General features: G+C 44.9%; 18 protein-coding genes. 11 read left to right on the forward strand and 7 right to left on the reverse strand.

The genetic code is table 11. From position 1 onward, the window contains the following. Window positions 1-459 precede the first annotated feature (459 nt). From NI455_RS12875 to NI455_RS12900, 6 genes are all read left to right on the forward strand, one after another. Complete coding sequence (locus NI455_RS12875) at window positions 460-1359, forward strand: MlaA family lipoprotein (RefSeq protein ID WP_195725121.1); 900 nt, start codon at window positions 460-462, stop codon at window positions 1357-1359. A gap of 103 nt (window positions 1360-1462) precedes the next feature. Continuing rightward, window positions 1463-2431 (forward strand): RsbU family protein phosphatase GigA, encoded by a 969-nt coding sequence (gigA, locus tag NI455_RS12880; RefSeq protein WP_004732911.1) that lies wholly within the window; start codon window positions 1463-1465, stop codon window positions 2429-2431. A 112-nt stretch (window positions 2432-2543) separates the two neighbouring features. Next, a complete protein-coding gene (gene gigB, locus NI455_RS12885; RefSeq protein ID WP_004647542.1) occupies window positions 2544-3062 on the forward strand; it encodes an anti-anti-sigma factor GigB in 519 nt (172 codons plus the stop codon). Window positions 3063-3082: 20 nt separating this feature from the next. Beyond that, on the forward strand, window positions 3083-3910 hold the full coding sequence (locus NI455_RS12890; protein ID WP_005261909.1) for a carbon-nitrogen hydrolase family protein: 828 nt from the start codon (window positions 3083-3085) through the stop codon (window positions 3908-3910). 105 nt (window positions 3911-4015) lie between these two features. Then, complete coding sequence (locus tag NI455_RS12895; protein WP_253114521.1) at window positions 4016-4441, forward strand: organic hydroperoxide resistance protein; 426 nt, start codon at window positions 4016-4018, stop codon at window positions 4439-4441. A 178-nt stretch (window positions 4442-4619) separates the two neighbouring features. After that, a complete protein-coding gene (locus NI455_RS12900; RefSeq protein WP_253114523.1) occupies window positions 4620-5012 on the forward strand; it encodes a DUF4951 domain-containing protein in 393 nt (130 codons plus the stop codon). 50 nt (window positions 5013-5062) lie between these two features. On the opposite strand, the gene gspE is transcribed toward NI455_RS12900, so the two are convergent. Beyond that, a complete protein-coding gene (gene gspE / locus NI455_RS12905; protein ID WP_253114525.1) occupies window positions 5063-6550 on the reverse strand; it encodes a type II secretion system ATPase GspE in 1488 nt (495 codons plus the stop codon). 144 nt (window positions 6551-6694) lie between these two features. On the opposite strand from gspE, the gene NI455_RS12910 reads away from it, so the two are divergent. Together NI455_RS12910 and NI455_RS12915 are read left to right on the forward strand one after the other, a co-directional pair. Next, entirely contained in the window at window positions 6695-7474 is a 780-nt protein-coding gene (locus NI455_RS12910; protein WP_086044916.1) for a DUF432 domain-containing protein, read from the forward strand. 9 nt (window positions 7475-7483) lie between these two features. After that, window positions 7484-8407 (forward strand): mechanosensitive ion channel family protein, encoded by a 924-nt coding sequence (locus NI455_RS12915; RefSeq protein WP_005261908.1) that lies wholly within the window; start codon window positions 7484-7486, stop codon window positions 8405-8407. A 47-nt stretch (window positions 8408-8454) separates the two neighbouring features. Here the strand turns inward: NI455_RS12915 and NI455_RS12920 are convergent, their stop codons facing one another. Continuing rightward, on the reverse strand, window positions 8455-11163 hold the full coding sequence (locus NI455_RS12920; protein WP_253114527.1) for a DUF2339 domain-containing protein: 2709 nt from the start codon (window positions 11161-11163) through the stop codon (window positions 8455-8457). A gap of 161 nt (window positions 11164-11324) precedes the next feature. Between NI455_RS12920 and polA the strand changes: the two genes are divergently transcribed. Continuing rightward, window positions 11325-14087, forward strand: a complete 2763-nt coding sequence (gene polA / locus NI455_RS12925; protein WP_253114528.1) for a DNA polymerase I — start codon at window positions 11325-11327, stop codon at window positions 14085-14087. Between the two features lie 219 nt (window positions 14088-14306). Here polA and NI455_RS12930 read toward each other — a convergent pair whose 3' ends face one another. Genes NI455_RS12930 through ppx form a run of 5 tightly spaced genes read right to left on the reverse strand, consistent with a single transcriptional unit; the run spans window position 14307 to window position 19426 of the window. Further along, window positions 14307-14876: a YggT family protein gene (locus NI455_RS12930; protein WP_253114529.1), complete on the reverse strand. Its 570-nt coding sequence runs from the start codon at window positions 14874-14876 to the stop codon at window positions 14307-14309. Window positions 14877-14895: 19 nt separating this feature from the next. Beyond that, complete coding sequence (gene proC, locus NI455_RS12935; protein WP_435574935.1) at window positions 14896-15735, reverse strand: pyrroline-5-carboxylate reductase; 840 nt, start codon at window positions 15733-15735, stop codon at window positions 14896-14898. Between the two features lie 2 nt (window positions 15736-15737). Further along, a complete protein-coding gene (gene tilS, locus NI455_RS12940) occupies window positions 15738-17114 on the reverse strand; it encodes a tRNA lysidine(34) synthetase TilS (RefSeq protein ID WP_253114540.1) in 1377 nt (458 codons plus the stop codon). After that, window positions 17051-17875, reverse strand: coding sequence for an acetyl-CoA carboxylase carboxyltransferase subunit alpha (locus NI455_RS12945; protein WP_004278263.1), 825 nt, complete (start codon window positions 17873-17875; stop codon window positions 17051-17053). Before NI455_RS12945 ends, tilS begins: the two co-directional genes overlap by 64 nt. 30 nt (window positions 17876-17905) lie before the next feature. Beyond that, window positions 17906-19426: an exopolyphosphatase gene (gene ppx, locus NI455_RS12950; protein ID WP_004278264.1), complete on the reverse strand. Its 1521-nt coding sequence runs from the start codon at window positions 19424-19426 to the stop codon at window positions 17906-17908. 260 nt (window positions 19427-19686) lie between these two features. On the opposite strand from ppx, the gene trxA reads away from it, so the two are divergent. Both trxA and rho read left to right on the forward strand, forming a co-directional pair. Then, the gene (trxA, locus tag NI455_RS12955; RefSeq protein WP_004278266.1) at window positions 19687-20013 is read left to right on the forward strand and encodes a thioredoxin; all 327 of its coding nucleotides are present in this window, start codon (window positions 19687-19689) and stop codon (window positions 20011-20013) included. A gap of 322 nt (window positions 20014-20335) precedes the next feature. Then, window positions 20336-21604 (forward strand): transcription termination factor Rho, encoded by a 1269-nt coding sequence (gene rho, locus NI455_RS12960; protein WP_004278267.1) that lies wholly within the window; start codon window positions 20336-20338, stop codon window positions 21602-21604. The last annotated feature ends 8 nt before the right edge of the window (window positions 21605-21612 follow it).

A 21612-nucleotide genomic window follows, 5' to 3' on the forward strand; every position in this document is an offset into this window, starting at 1 on the left:
TTCTACCATCAATCAATGAAAATAATTTCGATCAATCAACCAGTAAAAATCCACACAAGTTGTTCTTCATAATCTCTTAATGATCTTCTTGTTGGTTCGTCACCAGCAAGCTAGGTCGGCTATATTACTCTCTATCTCTAGAAAGTCAACCAGTAATGAAAACTATTTTTAAACTTTCTTTCTAAAACCCAACTCAATCAAACTTAACTAAGTCACTGTTTTATCAGAAGTTTTAATCTTCATCACCGCCGATGGATGTGCATTCTACAGTATTTCAGAGCCCGTGCAACACCTTTTTCAAGAAAATCATTTTGTATGTATATTTTTTAAGCTTTTCGTGTGTTTTCATTCATTTTTTATACAAATTTGCTTAAATGATGTCTATTCGTGAATATAACGTTTATTATTTTTATACTAATAAGTAGTGCTACTTACACAGAAAAGGCCTCAGGTTACCTTATGCATCGTTCTATTTACTTATCTATATGCTTATTTTCTTTAGCTTCAAGCGCACATGTTTTCGCCGAGGCGGCCACCAGTGTGGAAAATCTGGAAAACGAGCCTGCAAAAACGCCGCTTAGAACAAAAATCTCGACCAAAGCGCAACAATTACAAACGCAACTGAAAGTTGATGCCAGTGCAGCACAGGCTGAAGAAGTTAAAGATCCTTTTCAACCGTTAAATAGAAAAATCTATCAGTTTAATGATGCGATTGACCGCACCGTGGTACGTCCCATAGCCGTACAATATGTGGAAAAAGTTCCTCAAGATGTTCGTGGCAGCTATACCCAATTCCGCAGTAACCTGGGTGAACCTTGGAATGTGGTGAATCAGCTGATTCAAGGTCGTCCTGCCCGCGCTGCTAAATCTCTAGGTCGTTTTACTATTAATACCTTAACGACTTTAGGACTGGCTGATCCAGCACGTCGCCTTGGCTTGAGCCATGAAGAGGAAAAATTTGGAATTACTTTAGGGTATTATGGGGTGCCTTCTGGCCCTTATATCATGTTGCCATTTTTAGGTCCAAGTTCTGTCCGTGGGGTGATCGGTACTGCTGTAGATAGTCAGGCCCGTCCACAAAAATACATTCTCGAAGATGAAGATGGACTTTACTGGACTGATCAGTTTTGGCGTGCCATTGATACCCGTTCAGAAATACTGGACGTTGAAGGGGTGCTGACTGGCGATCGCTATGCGCAGATTCGCGATATTTATTTGCAACGTACCAATTATGCAATTGCAGAAAAGAAAGGTACAGAACAAGATACGCTGTTCCTAGAAGATGATTTTGAAGATGAGAATTCTGATGATGCACCTTCTAGTGATAGCAACATTGAATCTTCAAACGAAGATCTTTAAGTTTAAGCTTCATGTATGATTGCTAGTGAAAATCTGTTCGCTAGCAATACTTTGCTTGTTATAGTACATCTTATAACCAATCCTGGGATTGAATCACTTTTTTATGTATTTCATTCAACCGACTCGTGATATTCCTTACTTAGATCAAGTACTTGATACGCTTCCGCATGTTCAGATGATCTATCTGGATGATCATGAACTGTATGACTCTACGATTATTGCGATTGCAGATGTACATGATTATCTGAAATATAAGTGGAATCTACCTACGATTGTACTGGCCTTAGAAAATGAAGGTACTGCTTTGGCTCAGGCCTGGGAACAAGGTGCTTTAGCCGGCTGGATCTGGAACAAGCTTCCCGAGAATCCAGATCTGGCATTACAAAAAATTGATGCACAATATAAGCGTAACCAGGATAGCCGTGACCTTCCTTCTGCTGCAGAACTACAAAAAAAATTGTTACCGAATCCTATTGAACTGACCAATTACGAGGTCGAAACCTATTTTCAGCCTTCAGCCTATCTTTCAGGGGATTGGTATGATTATTGGAAAATCAGCGACAAAGAAGTGATTTTCTATTTGGCCGATGTATCCGGACATGGCGTCACCAGTAGTTTGCTCACGTCCTGGATGGCTGCTTTCCATGGTCGCTCCAAGACGCCGCGCGAGCTGATCAAGAAGCTGAACGGCATGCTGATGCAGGAAAATATTGAAAAGCACATCACCATGATTGCCGGGATTCTTAATCTGGAAACCCATGTATTGAAATGGTCTAGCGCCGGACATTATCCACCACCAATTATATTTGAACCCAATCAAGAGCCTAAAATCCTCTCTTCCAGCAGTTTCCCTTTGGGTTTAACCGAAGATCTTGAAGTTGAGGAAAATGAATGGGTATTAAGTCGCAATGCACGCTTTATTATCTGTTCGGATGGGGCATTAGAACCCTTTGATGGTGGTTTAAATGAACAATTCTCGCAATTATTACACCATTTGCAGAACCAATCTTTTCAGGCTCCGGAACATGTGGCTGACGATATCGCCTTTTTAAGCTTTATCCGCGTAAATTAGCAGTATATTTACAGACTTTATAAGCACTTAATTTGATTACTACTTTCAGCCACTTGAGTATCAATACACCCTATGGGATAATTTAATATCCTTCTCTGCAAATGGCATTTATATGTCAACAGGTCATGTTGAATATGCAAGTCTGAACGGAACGCATATTTTTAAGCTTATCGGCGAAGTGCGTGCCCAATCTTGTATTAGTCTAGACAAATTACTGAACAAAATTGAACAGCAAGACAACGTAGTTGGCGCTATCGTTGATCTCACCGAAACCAGTTTCATTGACAGTACCGTACTCGGTGTTTTAGCGAAACTAGGACTGAAACTCAAGCAAGTACACAATATCCAGGCTGTCATGCTTTCTACCAATTCTGACATTACTACTTTGGCCAACAGTATGGGACTGAGCCAGGTGTTTGTGATTCTGAATTATTGTGGCGATCCAAATGTCTGTACACGTGCGCTGATGGAAGAACATGTCACGCATCAAAATATGCTAAATACGGTTCTGGATGCGCATAAAACCTTGATGAAGCTGAACCAAAGCAACCAGAATATGTTTGAACCTTTAGTCAAACAGCTACAGAAAGAGCAAGACAATTTAGATAAAATTTCCGAGCAAAAGGTATAACCATCTTATAAGAGGACCCTATGACTTTACTTTCTGTTGTACAAATGAATTCTCAAAATGAAATTGATGCCAATTTCGTGGAGATTGAATCTTTAATTCAACAAAGTAAGGCCAATGGTGCTGAACTGATTGTTTTCCCGGAAAACTTTGTCTGTTTTGCAGCAGGAAAACAGCGCGAAACTGCTGCACAATTTGAAGTGATTCAGCAGCGTCTGGAACAACTTGCCCATCAATATGACACCTGGATCGTTGCCGGTACATTACCCTGCCCTTATCGTCCAGATGGTTCAATCATTGAAGATGGCCGGGTGCGTACCGTTAGCCTGTGTATCAGTCCAGAACGGACCGAAGCGCGTTATGACAAAATTCACCTATTTGATGTGCAAGTCGGTGATGCTGTTGGTGGTTATCAGGAATCCAAATTCTTTGAACCCGGCACAGATGTTGTCGTAGCCAAAACCCCTTTTAGTAATATTGGTTTAATGGTCTGTTATGACCTGCGCTTTCCGGAACTGGCATTAAATCTACGAGCCAAAGGTGCAAACCTCTTGACCGCACCTTCTGCTTTTACCTATACCACTGGTGAAATGCACTGGCAGCTCCTTTTGCAAACACGTGCTCTGGATAGCCAATGCTCGGTGCTTGGTGCAGCTCAACAAGGCTGGCACGGTGAAAAACGCCAGACTTGGGGACATGCAGCCGCCACCAATAGTCGTGGACAGCTTCTTAATATGATCCATGCAGAAGGTGCTCAACTCATCACCGTCGAATTTGATTTAAATGAACAGCAAAAAGTGCGTGAATCCATGCCTTTAATGCAACACCGTAGACTTCTGCAACTTTCTTAAGAAACCTGCCCGGATACTTGCATAAATTAACAAAATCCCTGCTTATTCTTCAGGCAAAATCGCCGAGCATAGAAGCTCCATGAACAATAAATAGGGATTAAGCTCATGTCATTAGAAAAAGCCGTCTATACCGCACATGCCAAAGCCACAGGTGGTCGTGATGGCCGCGCCACCTCTGACGATCAGATTTTAGATGTACAATTGGCCGTGCCCAAAGAAATGGGGGGTCCTGGTGGTGGAACCAACCCTGAACAGCTCTTTGCCGCAGGTTATTCGGCATGTTTCTTGGGTGCGATGAAATTTGTTGCCAATCGTGACAAACTGAATATGAGTAAAGATGCTTATATCGAGGGTGATGTAGGAATTGGTCCAATTCCGACCGGGTTTGGTATTGAGGTGACTTTAAATATCCATCTTGAAGGCATGGATCAGGAAGAAGCGCAAAAACTGGTCGATGCTGCGCATATCGTCTGTCCATACTCAAATGCGACCCGCAATAATATTGATGTGAACTTAAATGTGATTACTTAAGATTTTGATTTAACTGCTATCCTGAAAAAAATAGCTTCAGGATAGCTAAACTTCAATTATAAATTTCAACTTTTAGTCACTTCGTTTCCCCTCAACATCCAACTTCGTTTTCAAAAAACAGCAAAACTTAAGAACTTATATATAATGATTCTTATTTACATTTATTTGATCTATATTGATGTTAAAGCCTATTCTGTTAAGTTCTCTCTTATTCACTGTTGCTACTACCTCTTTTGCAGATCTTTATCTCTCAGAAAAAATCCATCCGAAAATAAAATCTCTGCTCAATACTGAAATTGAACGCTTGCCCATTCCACCTACCCCAAACAACATGAACTCACCCGAATTTGGTCAAGGAATTATCGGCTGGGGCGCTGGGCCCAAAGATGCTGAAGTTCGTTTTCTCAATATTACTCAGGCAGATGTTGAAACAATGAAACAGGAAGGACTGAGTTTAGCAATGGCACAAGCCTGGCAGAACTTTTATGAAAATGAAACTCTGCGTAATCCGGGAAATCCGACTGCACCTTTTCGTGCACAACTCATGAAAAAAATCGTCAGTCTCTGGTAAATATCCAAAAGTCCTGACGATCATTATGATAAAGCGAGCAGATTAAAAAATTATTCTACTGCTTCGTTGGTGACCCGTAACACTTCTTCAATGGTAGTTTTCCCTGCCAATACCTTGCGCAGACCATCATCCCGAATCGAACCGGATTGCTGCCGTGCATAACTTTCTATTTCGTATTCGGCCGCATTGCCATGAACCAGACGGCGCATATGATCATCGACGGGCACAATTTCATAAATCGCAGTACGCCCACTAAAACCAGTATTGCCACAGCGTTCACAACCCTGTGGTTGCGGCAGTCTTAAATCCTGTGGATGTTCAATATTTTCAAACAGTTTCTTTTCAAAAGCATCTGCTTCATGCCAGGTCGCGCAATGCGGACATAACGTTCTGACCAGACGCTGGGCAATTACCCCAATCAGGGAACTTGAAAGCAGGAACGGCTCAATGCCCATATCCTTCAAACGCGTGACAGCACCAATCGCGGTATTGGTATGCAGGGTCGACAACACCAGATGCCCCGTCAAGGAGGCCTGCACCGCAATTTCTGCGGTCTCCAGATCACGAATTTCACCCACCATCACCACATCAGGATCTTGGCGCAGCATGGCTTTTAAGGCACGTGCAAAGGTCATATCCACTTTGGTATTCACCTGGGTCTGACCAATACCTTCCAGTTGATATTCAATCGGATCTTCAGCGGTGAGGATGTTTTTGGAACCATCATTCAGGTCAGAAAGTGCGGCATATAAGGTGGTGGTTTTACCCGAACCGGTGGGGCCAGTGACTAAAATAATGCCGTGTGGACGATGCACCAGAGTTTTCAGTCGATCATAGTCATTATTCATCAAGCCCAAATGGGTCATATTTAAACGACCGGCCTGCTTGTCCAGCAGACGCATCACCACACGCTCACCATGAGAGGATGGCAAAGTAGATACACGGACATCGACTTCACGTCCGGCCAGACGCAAGGAAATACGACCATCTTGTGGAATGCGCTTTTCCGCAATATCCAGTTTGGCCATGACTTTAATCCGCGAGACCAAAAGCGGCGCAAGTTCACGGCGTGGCTGGACAATTTCACGGAGCTGGCCATCGACCCGTAAACGTACCGACAGTTTTTTCTCAAAAGATTCAATATGAATATCGGAAGCCCCGACCCGAATCGCTTCAGACAATAATGCATTGATCAGTCGTACAATCGGCGCATCATCTTCCTGATCCATCAGATCTTCAGCTTCAGGTACGGAATCGGCCAGACTGAGTAAATCCGGATGATCTTCCAGACCGGCAGCCACCTGCTGTGATTCGCCGCTATCTCCGGCAAAACTGGAACTGAGTAACTGGTTAAATTCCTGTTCGCTACAGAGTTGAAAATGAGCCGGATAGCCGAGCAGACGGCGGGCTTCCTGCAATGCAAGCATTGAGGTATTGTCACGACGCAGAATAAAGGCCTGATCTCCCTCATAACGCAACAGCACACCATGGCGCTTGGCGAAGCTATATGGGATTTGTAATTGTTTAAGTACTTGCATCGCGGATTATAATAATGATGAAAAAATTTAAATTGAGTGTACTCTAAGCATATGACAGCGTGAAGTATGTTTTCAAAGATTTAGCAAGAAAGGGTGCCAAGATTGCCGCAAGATAAAGATGAATTAATCCCGAATACAGCAAAAATGCGCTGGTGGGGAGAACAGAATTTTGAAATAAATCAATCCAAGGCCTGGCAGTTTGGCTCCTTGCTGTTTCGCCTGACCCGAGGGATTCAGGAATGGCGACTGGAATATTTCCGCCCTTCCGTGCAATACGATTATGAGCAGCAATGGCATCAGATTGATGATCCGAATTTTGCCTTTCCACCGCCCGTGAAAATTGAACGCTATATGTTCAAATCCACGCAAAACAAATTGCAACTGATGCCACGTCTTGCAGACCGTTCTGTGGTGATCAAGCCGGTCGATCCGATTTATATTCCTGCCGGACAGCGCGGTACGCTTTATATCAGCACGCCTTTATGGATTGCCGGTTTTGTCGAGGGGCAGCGCGAACCGATTTTCGATTTGCCGGTAATCTTGCCAAAAGACACCTGGTTTGGACCCAATCATCGCTCGGGGGAAATCTGCTATGCCACCGCAGTCGATGGCAGAACCGAACTGAAACAGTTACATCCGCGAGCCTTTCGTGCAGTCACGCCGATTGAGTTTCACAATACCAGTAACCAGCAATTGCGCTTTGACCGAATGAATGTGCCAGTGCCTGCCCTGCCGCTTTTTTACAGTGAAAGTACCGGCCGCTTATGGACCTCGCAAATCCGGGTCTTGCATGAGAGTTCGGATCGTCCACCGCGGATCCGGGTGGAAAACCGCACGCCGCCGAATGCCGGCGAAGTCGCCTATCTACATCCACCGCGCGATCCGGCAGGCGCTTTATTTAATATGTTTGATTCATTTTTCTAAGGGCGTCTGATGCCAAGTTCAAATATTCCGACCGAAGTCACCAATAGCCTGAAGGGAGTATTTACCAATATCAATACCGATCGTTTGACCGAAGTTCTGGTGGCGGTGGTGTTGTGCTTTATTGGTTTCCTGATCGCACGCTTTATTTCCAATACCTTTATTCGCACCATTGGTGTCCGTTTTAATGCCCATCAGAAACTGGTCTGGCGCCGCGGAATTTTCTATTTTATCTTCCTGCTGTTTGTGATGGCCAGCCTGAAAGAGGCCGGCTTTAAACTCAGTGTCTTCCTTGGCGCTGCCGGGATTTTAACGGTCGCACTGGGTTTCGCTTCACAAACCTCAGCCTCCAACCTGATCAGCGGTCTATTCCTGATTGGTGAGGGTTCTTTTGAAGTCGGTGATACTATCCAAATCACCTTGATTCGTGGGCATACCATTGAAGGTGAAGTGATCTCGATTGACCTGCTCTCGGTTAAACTTTTGACCCAAGATAATATCTATGTACGGTTGCCAAATGAACAGCTGATTCGGGCGCCAGTGCAGAACCTGTCGAAATTTCCGATACGGCGTATTCCAATTACCTTGGCGATCAATTTCCATGAAGATATTATCAAGGTACGTGAAGTGCTGCTGGACGTTGCCAATAAATATCCGCTGGTACTGGCCGACCCGAAACCTGCAGTCACCGTTACCGCTTTCCGTGAATCTTCGATTGAACTGCTGTTTGCAGTGTGGTGCCAACAGGAAAACTACCTGAAAGTTCGTGATGAAATGCAGGAACGGATTCGCAACGGCTTTGTCGATAACCAGATTGAAATTCCGGTGCCGAAGATGGGCTTTGTCGATCACCCACTTTCCCGCCCTTTGGAAAATGAAGAAATCGATCAATATGCCAATGAAAAGACCCTCAAAAGAGAGCCTGATCTGAAATAACCCTTAGATTCCCTCTCCTTTTTAAAGGAGAGGGTTAGCGAGAGGATTCAAAGCTCCTTCTCCGGCATCGGCGCAATATAAGCAATCAGCAGCATCACCCCACCCGCCAGCAGGAATGAAATCACCCGGGTCAGGGTGCCAATATGTGACAGGTCAAATAGTACGAGTTTCAAAGTCACGATCACCAGAATACTGCCACCTAAAATCCACATCGGTTTCAGTTTTTTGAGTGTCGCCGTCCACATGGTAATCCAGGCCAGTAATACCCAAAGTATGGTCAGACTAAGCTGAACCGTCGCATTGCTCCATAAGGCCAGATCATTAAACGGCGTCTGCAGGTACACATGTAAAGCTCTTAAAATAATATAACTGGATAGCCATAACAGGCTTAGTACCATTAAAACCGCCATCATGCCTTTGTCACGTCCCACCTTAATTTGCTGTAACAGCATCCAGATAAAACTGGCAAACATGGCAATACTGATCAGGTCAAAAGGATTCAGAATCGGCAGCCAGTAATACTGAAAGGCTTGCTGGCTAAACAGCTGTGAACATACCAGCCAGCTTCCCATCAGCAATAAACAGCTCTTGGTTTGCCAAAGCTGCTGCCAGCCTGACTGCGGATCCTGCCGATAGCACCACAGGCAGAATAATAAAGGCAAAATCACCATGCTCAGATAAGGCATGTTCGGGATCAGACATAAACTTGCCAGAGCCAGACTGCTAAAAACACCAAAACTCATCCATTCCTTGGAAAGCTGCAAGCCAGCCAGCGGTCTAAGCCACAGAATGGCCAATAATATCGTTGAAAGTGCAGAAACCCCACGTTCCAGATCACTATTCCAGACAATCACCGCATTCTGACTGCGATCCAGAGTTAGAATCGCCGCAATGACCAGCAAGGGCGAGATGCCACTCCACTTCGGCAGTAACCATGACCACTCCTGATTTTTGCGCAGGATCATTTCATTGAACATTACATAACCCAGTGTGATGATAAATAAACTCAGCACATAGGCATGCTGACTCGGAAATTCATCTTCCAGCAAGGCAAATAGCATCAAACTGGCCGCGACACTTAGGCTGCTTAAAAAACTGATACTCAGACTATTCATCTGCTGCTGGTACTGCTTTTTAAGCTGACTGATGACCACGACTGCCACATAGCACAGACTCAAAATCCAGAAAATTATTCGCGGTGTTGGATTAATCTCGACCAGATAATACAGGCTGCTGAATCCGGCCATCAGCAATAAGCCCATGCTCAGATAGTGTGCTACCCGGACATTTTTTTCCAAGGCCCATAAATAAATCAGCACACCTTCAACTGCCCAGCCAATCACACTCCATTGTTCTGTCAATAAGATCGGGGGCACCAAGGCGAGAAAAATCAGCATCAGGCTCAGATAGCTCTGCGAAATGAGCAGGATAGTTTGTTTACGGCGCAGCAGTGTCCAGCAAGCGGCAAAGACCAGTGCAAAGAACAGGCTTAATCCAGCTTGCCAGAGTTTTTGATTGGGCTGATTAAAATGAATCAGATACAGAAAAATATATGCCGTGATCGGTGCAGCAAAAATCAGCGCTAAGTCCAATACCGGTTTTAACTGAAAACGTGAGAGATCCTGTCGTGCCAGCAACTGGCTAAAGCGGAAACCTAGCCACATAAACAGCGCACTATGTGCCAGAATCAACGCAGTCATGGCATAACGCTCATATGTATAACCATGAATCAGGCTATATATCCCGCCAACGACCGCAGTCACTAAAAAGGCAATTTGATTGAGAATCTTCCATGGCCGGAAACTGCTCAGCACTGCCACCCCGATATTGATCAGCAAATAATAGCTAATCAGCTCAACGGCAGAAGCATCGCGGGTCGGTAAGGTAAACGGCGCCAGATAAGCAATCAGCAAAGCCATCAAAGCCAGTTCGATGCTTTCCTGTTTCAGGCTTAAATATAGAGTGATGGCCAGAATAATGAGAAATAGCAATGTTGCCAACGGTAACGTGGGAATCACCAGATTGTAATAGGCAAAAAATAAGGTCAGGAACAGACTCCCTAAACCCAGTCCTTCCAGTGCCAGAGCAAAACTCCGATTTTTCTGCACCAGGCGATAACCCAGACCTGCTATACACCCACTTGCCAGTGCAACCAGGCCCAATTTTGCAGCCAGACTGAGTTGCCAGTGCTCGGTGGCAAAGCGCAGCAGTAAAATAATCCCAATCACCAAAATACTAATCGCGACTTTTAAGACTGGATTCCCCTGGAAAAGCCAGCGCTGCAGTTGATCTACCAGATGAGGAGAGTCGTTTACCTCTTGGGCAGACTCAGTTTTCACGAATGGAACAGAATCGGATCGATCCGGTGATCGCTGTAAGGGATTGGCAGAATGGGATTGTGATTGCAGCTGTATCAAGCGCCCTTCCAGACGTTGCAGCCACCTGAGCAAAAAGAATACCCATGCCGTAATCCCGATGCCCATCAGCCACTCCAGTTCAGCCAGTCCACCAACAATGGCAGTAATTGAAGAAATATATAAAGGAACTTTAGAGTTATGCTCCAAGGACATCTGCTGCTGTCCGGCCAATTGATTCAGCGGTGCTTCTACCGCAGTGACATATTGCATCACGCTAAAGATAAACCCCAAACCACATAGATAAGTCACAATCTGATAACCCAGATACCAGGCACTGATCCCGGCAATCAGCAGGGTAATCAGCCAGATCATGCGCAACTCATTCCGTCCTGCAGCCATTCTTATATTTCTCTTTCCTGAATCGTTCCATCATACAACAGCTTGTGCTGCTTATTTCATCTTCGGCCGATATTCGCTAAGCTGTAAACTTAGACTCGTCTCAGCGAGCGCGGTAAAAATCACGTACAATAGCGCTGTATTTTGAATAAGGAATTGATTACATGCCACCATTTGTCTTGGTCGATGGCTCTTACTTTTTATTTCGTGCCTTTCACGCACTGCCACCATTAACCACGTCAACCGGTTTACATACCAATGCAATTCGTGGTGCGATTTCTGCTATTCAAAAACTGATGCGCCGGACCCAACCGACCCATATGGCGGTAATTTTTGATACCCCAGAACCGACCTTCCGGCATGAGCTGTCACCGATTTATAAAGGTGACCGTCCCAGCATGCCAACGGAATTATCCGAACAGATTCCTTATCTGCATGCCTTGATCCGCGCTTTGGGCATTCCGCTACATACCTTGCCAGGTGCCGAAGCCGATGACATTATCGGGACACTGGCCAAACGTGCCGAAGCGATGGGACATCAGGTGCTGATCTCTACAGGCGATAAAGATATGGCGCAACTGGTGACCGAAAAAGTTACCCTGGAAGACAGCTTTAAAGAAAAACCGCTGGATGTCGACGGCGTGTTTGAAAAGTTTGGCGTCTGGCCGAATCAGATTATTGACTATCTGACCCTGATGGGCGATGCATCAGATGGCATCATGGGCGTGCCAGGTGTAGGTGCCAAAACTGCAGCAAAACTGCTCACTGAATATGGCTCGATTGGCGGCATTTTAGAAAATGTCGACAAGATCAAAGGCAAAGTCGGTCAAAATATTAAAGAACATGTCGATGGCATTGCACTGGACCATCAACTGGCCAGTATTGTCATCGATCTGGATCTTAACTTTGGTTATGACGATTTAAAACTGGGTGAGCCGAATGTCGAGACCTTGCGTCATTTGTACACCGAGCTGGAATTCCGTAACCAGCTGCAGTCCTTAGATCACCCGAACAACCCGAATAATTCAAACTACCAGCAGGCGGCAAAATCTATTAACGCCAAAGCGGTTACAGCACCAGAACCTCTGGAAGACCATGCGTCTGTGACCAGCAGTGATGACCAGTTAGGACAAGCCACCTATCACACGGTATTAAGCCAACAAGATTGGGACACACTGTTTGAGCGCTTAAGTACCGAAAAACGATTTGCCTTTGATACCGAAACCACCAGTCTGGATTATCGTATTGCACAGATTGTTGGTTTCTCGGTCGCCTTCGATGCCCAGGATGCCTATTATGTTCCCTTGGCACATGATTATGAAGGCGCACCGGAGCAGCTGAATCGTGAAGTAATTTTGGCGCAGATCAAACCAATTCTGGAAGATGAGTCTGTAAAGAAAATTGGTCATCATCTGAAATATGATGCACATGTCCTGGAAAATCATGGCATTCATCTGGCAGGCTGGTATTTCGACACCATGCTGGCTTCCTATGTCCTGAATTCTGTCGCAACCCGTCATGGCATGGATGATGTGGCCCGTCTGTATTTGAGTCATCTGACCACGACTTATGAACAGGTGGCCGGTAAAGGCGCCAAACAGAAGACCTTCAACCAGATTCCACTTGAAACTGCAGCGCATTATGCTGCAGAAGATGCACATGTTACCTATCGTCTTTATGAAGTCTTGAGCAGCAAATTACAGGCACATCCTGAACTGGTGAATATTCTGCATAATATTGAAGTTCCGGTCGCACGTGTACTGACGCAAATGGAAGAAAACGGCATCGAACTGGATCTGGCTTTTCTGGATCAGCTTGGGGGCGAATTTTCCAATACCATGCACAATCTGGAAAACCAGATCATGGAAATTGCCGATGAAAGCTTTAATGTCAGCTCACCTAAACAGGTCGGTGAAGTGTTATTTGAAAAGTTGGGGCTAAAAGGCGGTAAAAAAACCACCACCGGACAATACAGTACCAGTGAAAGTGTACTGGAAAAAATTGAACATCCGATTGCCCAGCTGATTCTGGAATATCGTGGTTTGTCCAAGCTGAAAAGTACCTATACCGATGGCTTATGCAAACAGGCCAATCCTGATACCCACCGTGTGCATACCAGTTACCATCAGGCACTGACTGCAACTGGCCGTTTATCATCGACTGATCCAAACCTGCAGAACATTCCGATTCGTGCCGAAATTGGCCGTCAAATCCGCAAGGCATTTGTGGCACCGAAAGGTCGTGTTTTGCTGGCAGCCGATTACTCACAAATTGAATTGCGTCTCATGGCTCATTTATCTCAGGATGAAGCCTTGCTAGATGCCTTTATTCACGGTCAGGATGTACACCGCCGTACTGCTGCGGAAGTTTTGGGCATTGCCTTGGAAGATGTCACCAATGACCAGCGCCGTCAGGCCAAGGCCGTCAACTTCGGCCTACTTTACGGTATGTCCGAGTTTGGTCTGATCCGACAGTTAGGTTTTACCCGTCAGGAATCACAGGATTATATCAAGCAGTATTTCCACCGTTATCCGGGCATTTATGACTATATGCAACGTACCCGTCAGGTCGCATTAGAACAGGGTTTTGTTGAAACCCTGCTCGGACGCCGTTTATATACTCCAGATATCGATGCCCGTAATATGATGGTGCGTAAAGCTGCAGAGCGTGCTGCGATTAATGCGCCGCTACAAGGTTCGGCTGCAGATATTATTAAAATGGCGATGATTGAAGTGGACAAGATGTTGCCAAAAGATCAGGCCAAAATGCTGCTGCAAGTTCACGATGAACTGGTGTTTGAAGTCGATGAAGACATTGCCGATGAACTGGCACCTAAACTGGCTGAAGTGATGCAATCAGTGTTGCAGATTTCTGTACCTTTAGTAGTTGAAGTAGGTAAAGGTAAAAACTGGGATGAGGCGCATTAAAGGGTTTCCTCACCCCTCTGGGGTAGAAAGTGAAAACCAATATTGTTTTAAAGGTATCCCCTTTTCTTCCAGGAGAGGGTTAATATCCCATCCTCTTGTACTGCGATTAAAACTTGTGCACCGTTTGGGAAGTTTAACAAATCCCTCCCAACTTCCCTTTTCTAAAGGGAGGAGCAAATAAAAAAGGACGCTGAGGCGTCCTTTTTTATTTGGATCCGATTAAAGACCGGTAAGCAATACAATCGCCACCTGGTTCATAATCATTTCGATAATAATCAAAGTTAAAATGGCAAAGATTGGAGAAAGGTCAATCATCCCCATATTTGGCATAATCCGGCGGAATGGTGCCAGTAAAGGTTCAGCCAGTTCTTGCACGACTTCAATATAAGGCGAACGAGACTGGGTAAACATCACCACCCAACTTAAGATAATCGTAGCGAAAATCAAATAACGACAGAAACGGATCAAGTCCTGCATCATGGTGACAAAGGTCAAAATCAGTAAATGCACAGGACCATTCGGCATGCCACCAGAGAGATACATCATGCCGAAAATTTTCAGCAAATACAGTACCACCAATAATGCCAAAGCGGCAGTATTGACACGGCCTTTGGCCAAAGTTGGGAAAATTCGACCAAACACATCTACAATTTTAGTGGCTTTTACAGTCGAAAGAACCACGGGATTGTAGGGGCTGACAGCAGCCAATTGCATTAAAAATCGGAAGAATACGAGCAAAATCGCGACGTTAATGATAATGCCAAAAATTAGCGCAGAATTTGCACCCATACTTGAACGTTCCTAAAAATTAAACTGAAGATTTGCTGCTTTCACTGAGCTCTTGTGCCAGTTCTTGACTGCGTTTTTGTGCAGCGGCAAGTGCGGCCTGAATATTTTGAGAAATCTGGGCGCGATCGAAGACTTCAAGGGCTGCCTGTGTCGTTCCATTTGGAGAGGTCACATTTTTACGCAGCTCGGCTGGGGTGTTCGAACTGGTGATCGCCATTTGTGCCGCACCTAAAGCCGTTTGCAAGGTCAGCGCCGTAGCCACTTTTTCATCCAGCCCTAAATTTTTGCCCGCACGAATCATACTTTCCATCATATAGAAAAAGTAAGCCGGCCCCGAACCCGATACAGCAGTCACCGCATCAATTTGTGCTTCTGAGTCGACCCAAATGGTCAGCCCGGTCGACGCCAGAACCTGACTGGCCAGCTCACGGTCACTCGTTTCCACAGATGCATTGGCATATAAACCATGTGCCCCAGTCTGTACCAGTGCTGGCGTGTTCGGCATGACCCGTACAATACGCTCAGTCCCTAATAATGCTGACAATGTGGCAATTTCTGCACCAGCAACAATGGAAATAATCAGCTTATTATTAACCAGACCTTTTAAGGGTTGCAGCACTTGAGCCAAAACCTGAGGTTTTACCGCCAATACGACGATATCTGCATCCTGAATTGCAGCACTATTCTCCCCGGTCACATTAATTTCTTTTTCCGCCAATAAAGCACGGACTTTTTCGATCGGATCAGAAACTGTAATACGTGTTGCTGGCAAACCACGTGAAATCAGACCGCCAATTAAGGCTTGGGCCATATTACCGCCACCAATAAAACAGATATTACAATTTAAAGCTGCACTCATGTTCAATGCTCATCGTTGAGTTCTAAAGTTGAAAAAACCGAAATCGGCAGCCATCCGCCTGCTTCACAATATGCAGATTGGGCCAACCAAAATCCTTTAGGGGTAAACACGCCTAGCATAACATTATCTGTGCTTAATATTTGAATAGTATGCCGAGCCCAAGGAAATATTTGCGCTTCCTGAATGGCTTTTTTCAGCGGCCAGGTACCGACACGACCATATAAATGAATTTTTTCGCCACCCTGCCTCTGCTGTAAATGCAAAGGTTGCTGCAATAATGCAGGAGATAAACCGAGCTGTGCAGGCGCGATGATAAATTTCCCTGACAAAACCTGCACGCTGTCTTTTAAGGAAAATTTTATGGTTTTAGAACTAGTTTGAACCTGTTGCTGCTCGGCTAAATAAGTCTCTGCGGTCAAGCGATATAATTGCTGCTGATAGCGTACATAATAAAAGCCTTGCCAATGCAATGCCGCCTGAGCATCTTGCTTCGCATAAATCACTTCGCGTTGCAAACGCTCCACCATATCTAAGGATGGACGATACTGTTGTTTACCTTTCATCCAGGCAGAGAGCAATTGACGTTGTCTTGATTTTGAAAGCTGTAGAAATTTATCAAGATCGAGCTGCGTTTCAGTCCCACAAGATGCTAAATCCTGTTGCAGCACTTCTTGTAAAATGTCTTGAGCATCCTGCATTAACTCACTGGTTCGCACCAAGGCAGCTTGCATTTTAGGATAACGTTCGCTTAATACCGGCCACAGCATCTGGCGTGCCCAAGCCCGATCATAATGGGTATCAGCATTGGTCGGATCTTCAATATTCTCAATATTCAGGTCTGATGCCCATTGGCAAATCTGCTCACGGGAAATATCCAGCAATGGCCGCCAAATCGTGAGATTTTCACGTCCATCGATCTGCTTCATGGCTGCCAAACCGTCAACGCCGGCGCCAGACAATAAACGCAGCATCAGGGTTTCCGCCTGATCCTGCTGATGATGCGCTAACACCAACATTTCATCCGCTTGCAAATGTTGCAGATAGGCCTGATAACGTGAATTGCGCGCTTGCTGTTCCAGGTTGCCACTGGCGACATGAACTGGCTGAATGATGCAGGGAATATTCAATTGCTGACATTGATGTGCAACGAACTTACCCCAATCTGCGCTGAGTGCTTGTAACTGATGATCGACATAAATCGCCCGGACTTTTTCCGGGCATAAAAAAAACATCAGATGCAGCAACAGCATAGAATCTACGCCGCCACTGCATCCGATGAGAAATTTTGTCTCTGCAGGAAAGTCCTGCAGCTGTTTTAAGAAACCAGACCTAAATTGTCGCTGCCAAACTTCATTAAACGTTGGTAACGTGCTTCGCATCGTGCTTGCGCTTCCATTGGTTGCAGTTCATTCAAAGCTTCTTTCAGCACTGCTTTCAAGCTGTTCATGACCTGATCCGGATTTAAATGAGCACCCTCACCTTCATCCACCACATATTCTACAATACCCATTTTCTGCAATTTTTCTGCAGTCAGAGCCAAGGCCTCACTGGCCTGTTCGGCTTTTTCAGCGGTTTTCCAGAGAATTGAGGCACAGCCTTCCGGTGAAATCACCGAATAAATACTGTGAGAGAGCATCACCACACGGTCTGCTACTCCAATACCGAGTGCACCACCTGAACCGCCTTCACCCAGTACAGTTGCAATTACCGGTACTTTCAAATTGGAAAGCTGAGCCAGACTGGTGGCAATTGCTTCAGCCTGACCACGTTCTTCTGCACCGACACCCGGATAAGCACCCATAGTGTCAATAAAAGTAAAGACTGGCAGGTTAAAACGCTCTGCCATGTCTAGCAGACGCTGTGCCTTACGATAACCTTCCGGATTACTCATGCCGAAATTATGCTGTAATTTTTCACGGGTGCTACGACCACGATGCTGACCAACGATCATCACCGGTTGACCATCAAAACGAGCCAGACCACCGATCATCGCGCCATCATCACCATATAGGCGGTCACCATGTAAAGCATCAAATTCAGTGAATATTTCACCCACATAGTCCAGGAATTGTGGACGTTCTGGATGACGTGCAATCTGCACTGTCGCCCATGCTTTTGATGGAGTTGCTTTATTTTTCATAGGTTAACCGTTTTCATCCCTATAAAGGTATTAATTAACAAACTGTTCGGATTGAATCGAGAGTTCAATCTCCCAATTTTTAAATTGCTGCTGTTCATCGTGCAGTTCAGCGACCAGCAATGGCCATTGCTTGGCATCACCAGACACGCTGAGTTGCCATTGTTGCGCATTTTCAACCTTGAGTTCAATGGCAGGAAGCATCTCATCGCTACGACTGTGATTGACCAAAACCGACAGACGAAGCAGCAAACATAACCATAAAAGTTTAGATCCACCGACTTTCATCACATCAATCTTGGCATCAGCGCGCAATTTACGCCGATGGTGCGCGACCAAATGTGACAAATGATTTTGATCAACTTGCGAGAAACCGGCAATATCCGAATGTTGTAATAAATACGCGCCATGACGATGATAGCCACTGTGACTGATGGCCAAACCAATCTCATGCAGATAGGCGGCACGACGTAACAGGTCACTATCTTCAACACTCAACCCGAGTTCACTGGCCACGTCATTAAACAATTTCTGTGCGGTCTGAACCACACGTTCTGCCTGCTTGGCATCGGCATTATATCGACCAATCAAGGCATGGACGGAACGATCACGGATATCTTCATGCTTGAAACGGCCAAGCAAGTCATACATCACGCCTTCACGTAGTGCACCATCGGAATAGACCAAATGATCAATTCCCAATACATCAAAGACAGCATAGAGAATAGCAATACCAGCAGGCAAGACGGCACGACGGTCATCTTTCAGACCTTCGAATTCCATGTCCGAGACATATTTATATTTAAGTAGTTTGTCTTTAAGCTTTTCCAGGCCTTCACGCGTCAACTGTTCGCGATCATTGCTCCAGCCCATATTGACGCAAATCTGGCGGCAGGCTTTAATGGTACCACTCGAGCCAACGACAGCATCCCAACCGGCTTCTTTATAAGTATTGGCAATTCCGGAAATTTCTTTACGCGCCGCAGTGACTGCTTTATCAAAAGCTTTGGCGCTGATTTCCCCATCCTGAAAATAGGCCTTGGTAAAGGCTACACAGCCCATTTGTACCGATTCGGTATGAATCGGCTCGAATTCTTCACCGATAATCAGCTCAGTTGAACCGCCACCGATGTCAACCACCAAACGACGACCGCTGTTGGCCATGGTATGCGATACACCCAGATAAATCAGACGGGCTTCTTCACGACCGGCAATAATTTCGATCGGTTTCGGTAAAATTTCTGCGGCTTTCTGAATAAATTCATGGCCGTTTTTGGCTTGACGCAACGCATTCGTCGCCACAATCCGTAATCGGTTCGGCTGAACGGCACCTAAACGACCTACAAAACGGGCCAGACAGGCCAAACCGCGTTGCTGTGCGGCTTCGGTTAAATTTTTATTTTCGTCTAGTCCTGCGGCAAGCTGAACTTTTTCTGACATTGATGCCACTTTCTTCACTTCACCATGATCTACACGGGCGATGGCCAAATGAAAGCTGTTTGATCCCATATCGATGGCGGCAAGTAATTCTTCATCAATCAAAAAGTCAGACATTCCAGAAATAAACCTTTAACGAATTGTGCTTAGAGTAATTCACATGCATGCAATTTAAAAGCCATTTGTAGCGACAATTTAATGCCTTATTCTTTTTTTTATCGGGAATAATAGTGAGACACGATCATCACTATCGTGATCATCCATTAGACAAAATAACATTAAGCATTGAAAATTTACAGATTCCCCTACATTGTTAAAGATGGCTATGTAATACTAATAATTAGTTATCTTTAAAATATTAATCTGGAGCACATTCCATGTCTGGCAACATCGTAAACACTACTGACGCAAACTTCGAAGCAGACGTTCTTCAATCAGACGTTCCTGTACTGGTGGACTTTTGGGCAGGCTGGTGTGCACCATGTAAAGCAATCGCACCTGTACTTGAAGTGCTTGCTGATGAATACCAAGGCAAAGTTAAAATCGTGAAAGTTGACGTAACTTCTTGCGAACAAACTGCTGTGAATTTCAACATCCGTAACATCCCGGCTTTGTTGATGTTCAAAAATGGTGAAGTTGTTGCGACTCAAGTCGGTGCTGCACCAAAATCTAAACTGACTGCATTTATTGATGACAATATCTAAGCACAGCATTTTTAGTAAAAAATACGCGACTCATGCTCGCGTATTTTTTTCGGCTATAAATTGACAAACCTGGCATTTTCTCTTATATTCGCTACTCAAGAGATAAAGGATCCTAAATCCTGTCAATTTCTTACAAGACACATTACATAAGATGCCGCTCGGCAATAGAAATTGTTTTCCACATTTTTCTTTGAAACACTCAAACAGATCTCTGAATTGTTCTTTTGCAAATTCAATTGCTTTCGTTTGAATGCTGGTATGCGGCCGAATGTTACTCCCTTTCTAACCTGTACCTCAGAACTTTGATTCTATCTGACCACCTATGAATTTAACCGAACTCAAGAAAAAACCGATTGGCGAACTCATCAAGATTGCCGAGTTTATGGGCCTCGAAGGTATGGCTCGTAACCGTAAGCAAGACATTATTTTTGCCATCTTAAAACGTCATGCAATGAATGGCGAAGAGATTTTTGGTGATGGCGTTCTAGAAATTTTGTCAGATGGTTTTGGCTTTTTACGCTCAGCCGCAGGTTCTTATTTAGCAGGTCCTGACGATATTTATGTCAGCCCTTCTCAAATTCGTCGTTTTAACCTCCGTACTGGCGACACCATTACTGGCACCATTCGCCCGCCGAAAGAAGGCGAACGTTATTTTGCTTTACTTAAAGTCAATCAAATTAACTACGACACACCTGAAAATTCACGTAACAAGATTCTGTTTGAAAACTTGACGCCATTATTCCCGACTGAACAGTTGGTGATGGAGTTGGGCAATGGCACCACTGAAGATTTAACCACCCGTGTGATCGACTTAGTTGCACCGATTGGTAAAGGCCAGCGTTCAATTATTGTGGCTCCGCCGAAAGCGGGTAAAACCATGCTGCTGCAAAGCATTGCACAGTCCATCGTTCGCAATAATCCTGAAGTTATTCTGATCGTTCTCCTAATTGATGAGCGTCCAGAAGAAGTGACTGAGATGGAGCGTACGGTTCGTGGTGAAGTCGTGGCTTCTACCTTTGATGAATCTCCTGCACGTCACGTTCAAGTCGCTGAAATGGTGATTGAAAAAGCAAAACGTCTGGTTGAACATAAGAAAGATGTGGTGATTTTGCTTGACTCGATTACCCGTCTGGCACGTGCTTATAACACTGTGATTCCTTCATCAGGCAAAGTACTGACTGGTGGTGTGGATGCACATGCCTTAGAACGCCCTAAACGTTTCTTCGGTGCTGCACGTAATATCGAAGAAGGCGGTTCACTGACCATCATTTCTACTGCCCTGATTGAAACCGGTAGTAAAATGGATGAAGTGATTTACGAAGAATTCAAAGGTACAGGTAACCAGGAAATTACCCTTGATCGTCGTATTGCTGAAAAACGCGTGTTCCCTGCAATGAACATCAAGAAATCTGGTACTCGTCGTGAAGAACGCCTGATGTCAGAAGACAATCTGCGTAAAGTCTGGATTCTGCGTAAGCTGCTGCATACTCAAGACGAATTGGCGGCAATGGAATTCTTACTGGATCGTATGAAAGAAACCAAGACCAATGATGATTTCTTTGATCAGATGAAACGCAAAGCTTCAAATTAAAATTTCAA

It is taken from the genome of Acinetobacter lwoffii, from assembly GCF_024129435.1.
Classification (GTDB): Bacteria; Pseudomonadota; Gammaproteobacteria; order Pseudomonadales; family Moraxellaceae; genus Acinetobacter; species Acinetobacter lwoffii_F.

What these genes read in the sequence shown, in the direction of transcription:
- NI455_RS12875 (WP_195725121.1), top strand. Translation starts at nt 460, where the DNA reads ATGCATCGTTCTATTTACTTATCTATATGCTTATTTTCTTTAGCTTCA.
- gigA (WP_004732911.1), top strand. Translation starts at nt 1,463, where the DNA reads ATGTATTTCATTCAACCGACTCGTGATATTCCTTACTTAGATCAAGTA.
- gigB (WP_004647542.1), top strand. Translation starts at nt 2,544, where the DNA reads ATGTCAACAGGTCATGTTGAATATGCAAGTCTGAACGGAACGCATATT.
- NI455_RS12890 (WP_005261909.1), top strand. Translation starts at nt 3,083, where the DNA reads ATGACTTTACTTTCTGTTGTACAAATGAATTCTCAAAATGAAATTGAT.
- NI455_RS12895 (WP_253114521.1), top strand. Translation starts at nt 4,016, where the DNA reads ATGTCATTAGAAAAAGCCGTCTATACCGCACATGCCAAAGCCACAGGT.
- NI455_RS12900 (WP_253114523.1), top strand. Translation starts at nt 4,620, where the DNA reads ATGTTAAAGCCTATTCTGTTAAGTTCTCTCTTATTCACTGTTGCTACT.
- gspE (WP_253114525.1), bottom strand. Translation starts at nt 6,550, where the DNA reads ATGCAAGTACTTAAACAATTACAAATCCCATATAGCTTCGCCAAGCGC.
- NI455_RS12910 (WP_086044916.1), top strand. Translation starts at nt 6,695, where the DNA reads ATGCGCTGGTGGGGAGAACAGAATTTTGAAATAAATCAATCCAAGGCC.
- NI455_RS12915 (WP_005261908.1), top strand. Translation starts at nt 7,484, where the DNA reads ATGCCAAGTTCAAATATTCCGACCGAAGTCACCAATAGCCTGAAGGGA.
- NI455_RS12920 (WP_253114527.1), bottom strand. Translation starts at nt 11,163, where the DNA reads ATGGCTGCAGGACGGAATGAGTTGCGCATGATCTGGCTGATTACCCTG.
- polA (WP_253114528.1), top strand. Translation starts at nt 11,325, where the DNA reads ATGCCACCATTTGTCTTGGTCGATGGCTCTTACTTTTTATTTCGTGCC.
- NI455_RS12930 (WP_253114529.1), bottom strand. Translation starts at nt 14,876, where the DNA reads ATGGGTGCAAATTCTGCGCTAATTTTTGGCATTATCATTAACGTCGCG.
- proC (WP_435574935.1), bottom strand. Translation starts at nt 15,735, where the DNA reads ATGAGTGCAGCTTTAAATTGTAATATCTGTTTTATTGGTGGCGGTAAT.
- tilS (WP_253114540.1), bottom strand. Translation starts at nt 17,114, where the DNA reads ATGCGAAGCACGTTACCAACGTTTAATGAAGTTTGGCAGCGACAATTT.
- NI455_RS12945 (WP_004278263.1), bottom strand. Translation starts at nt 17,875, where the DNA reads ATGAAAAATAAAGCAACTCCATCAAAAGCATGGGCGACAGTGCAGATT.
- ppx (WP_004278264.1), bottom strand. Translation starts at nt 19,426, where the DNA reads ATGTCTGACTTTTTGATTGATGAAGAATTACTTGCCGCCATCGATATG.
- trxA (WP_004278266.1), top strand. Translation starts at nt 19,687, where the DNA reads ATGTCTGGCAACATCGTAAACACTACTGACGCAAACTTCGAAGCAGAC.
- rho (WP_004278267.1), top strand. Translation starts at nt 20,336, where the DNA reads ATGAATTTAACCGAACTCAAGAAAAAACCGATTGGCGAACTCATCAAG.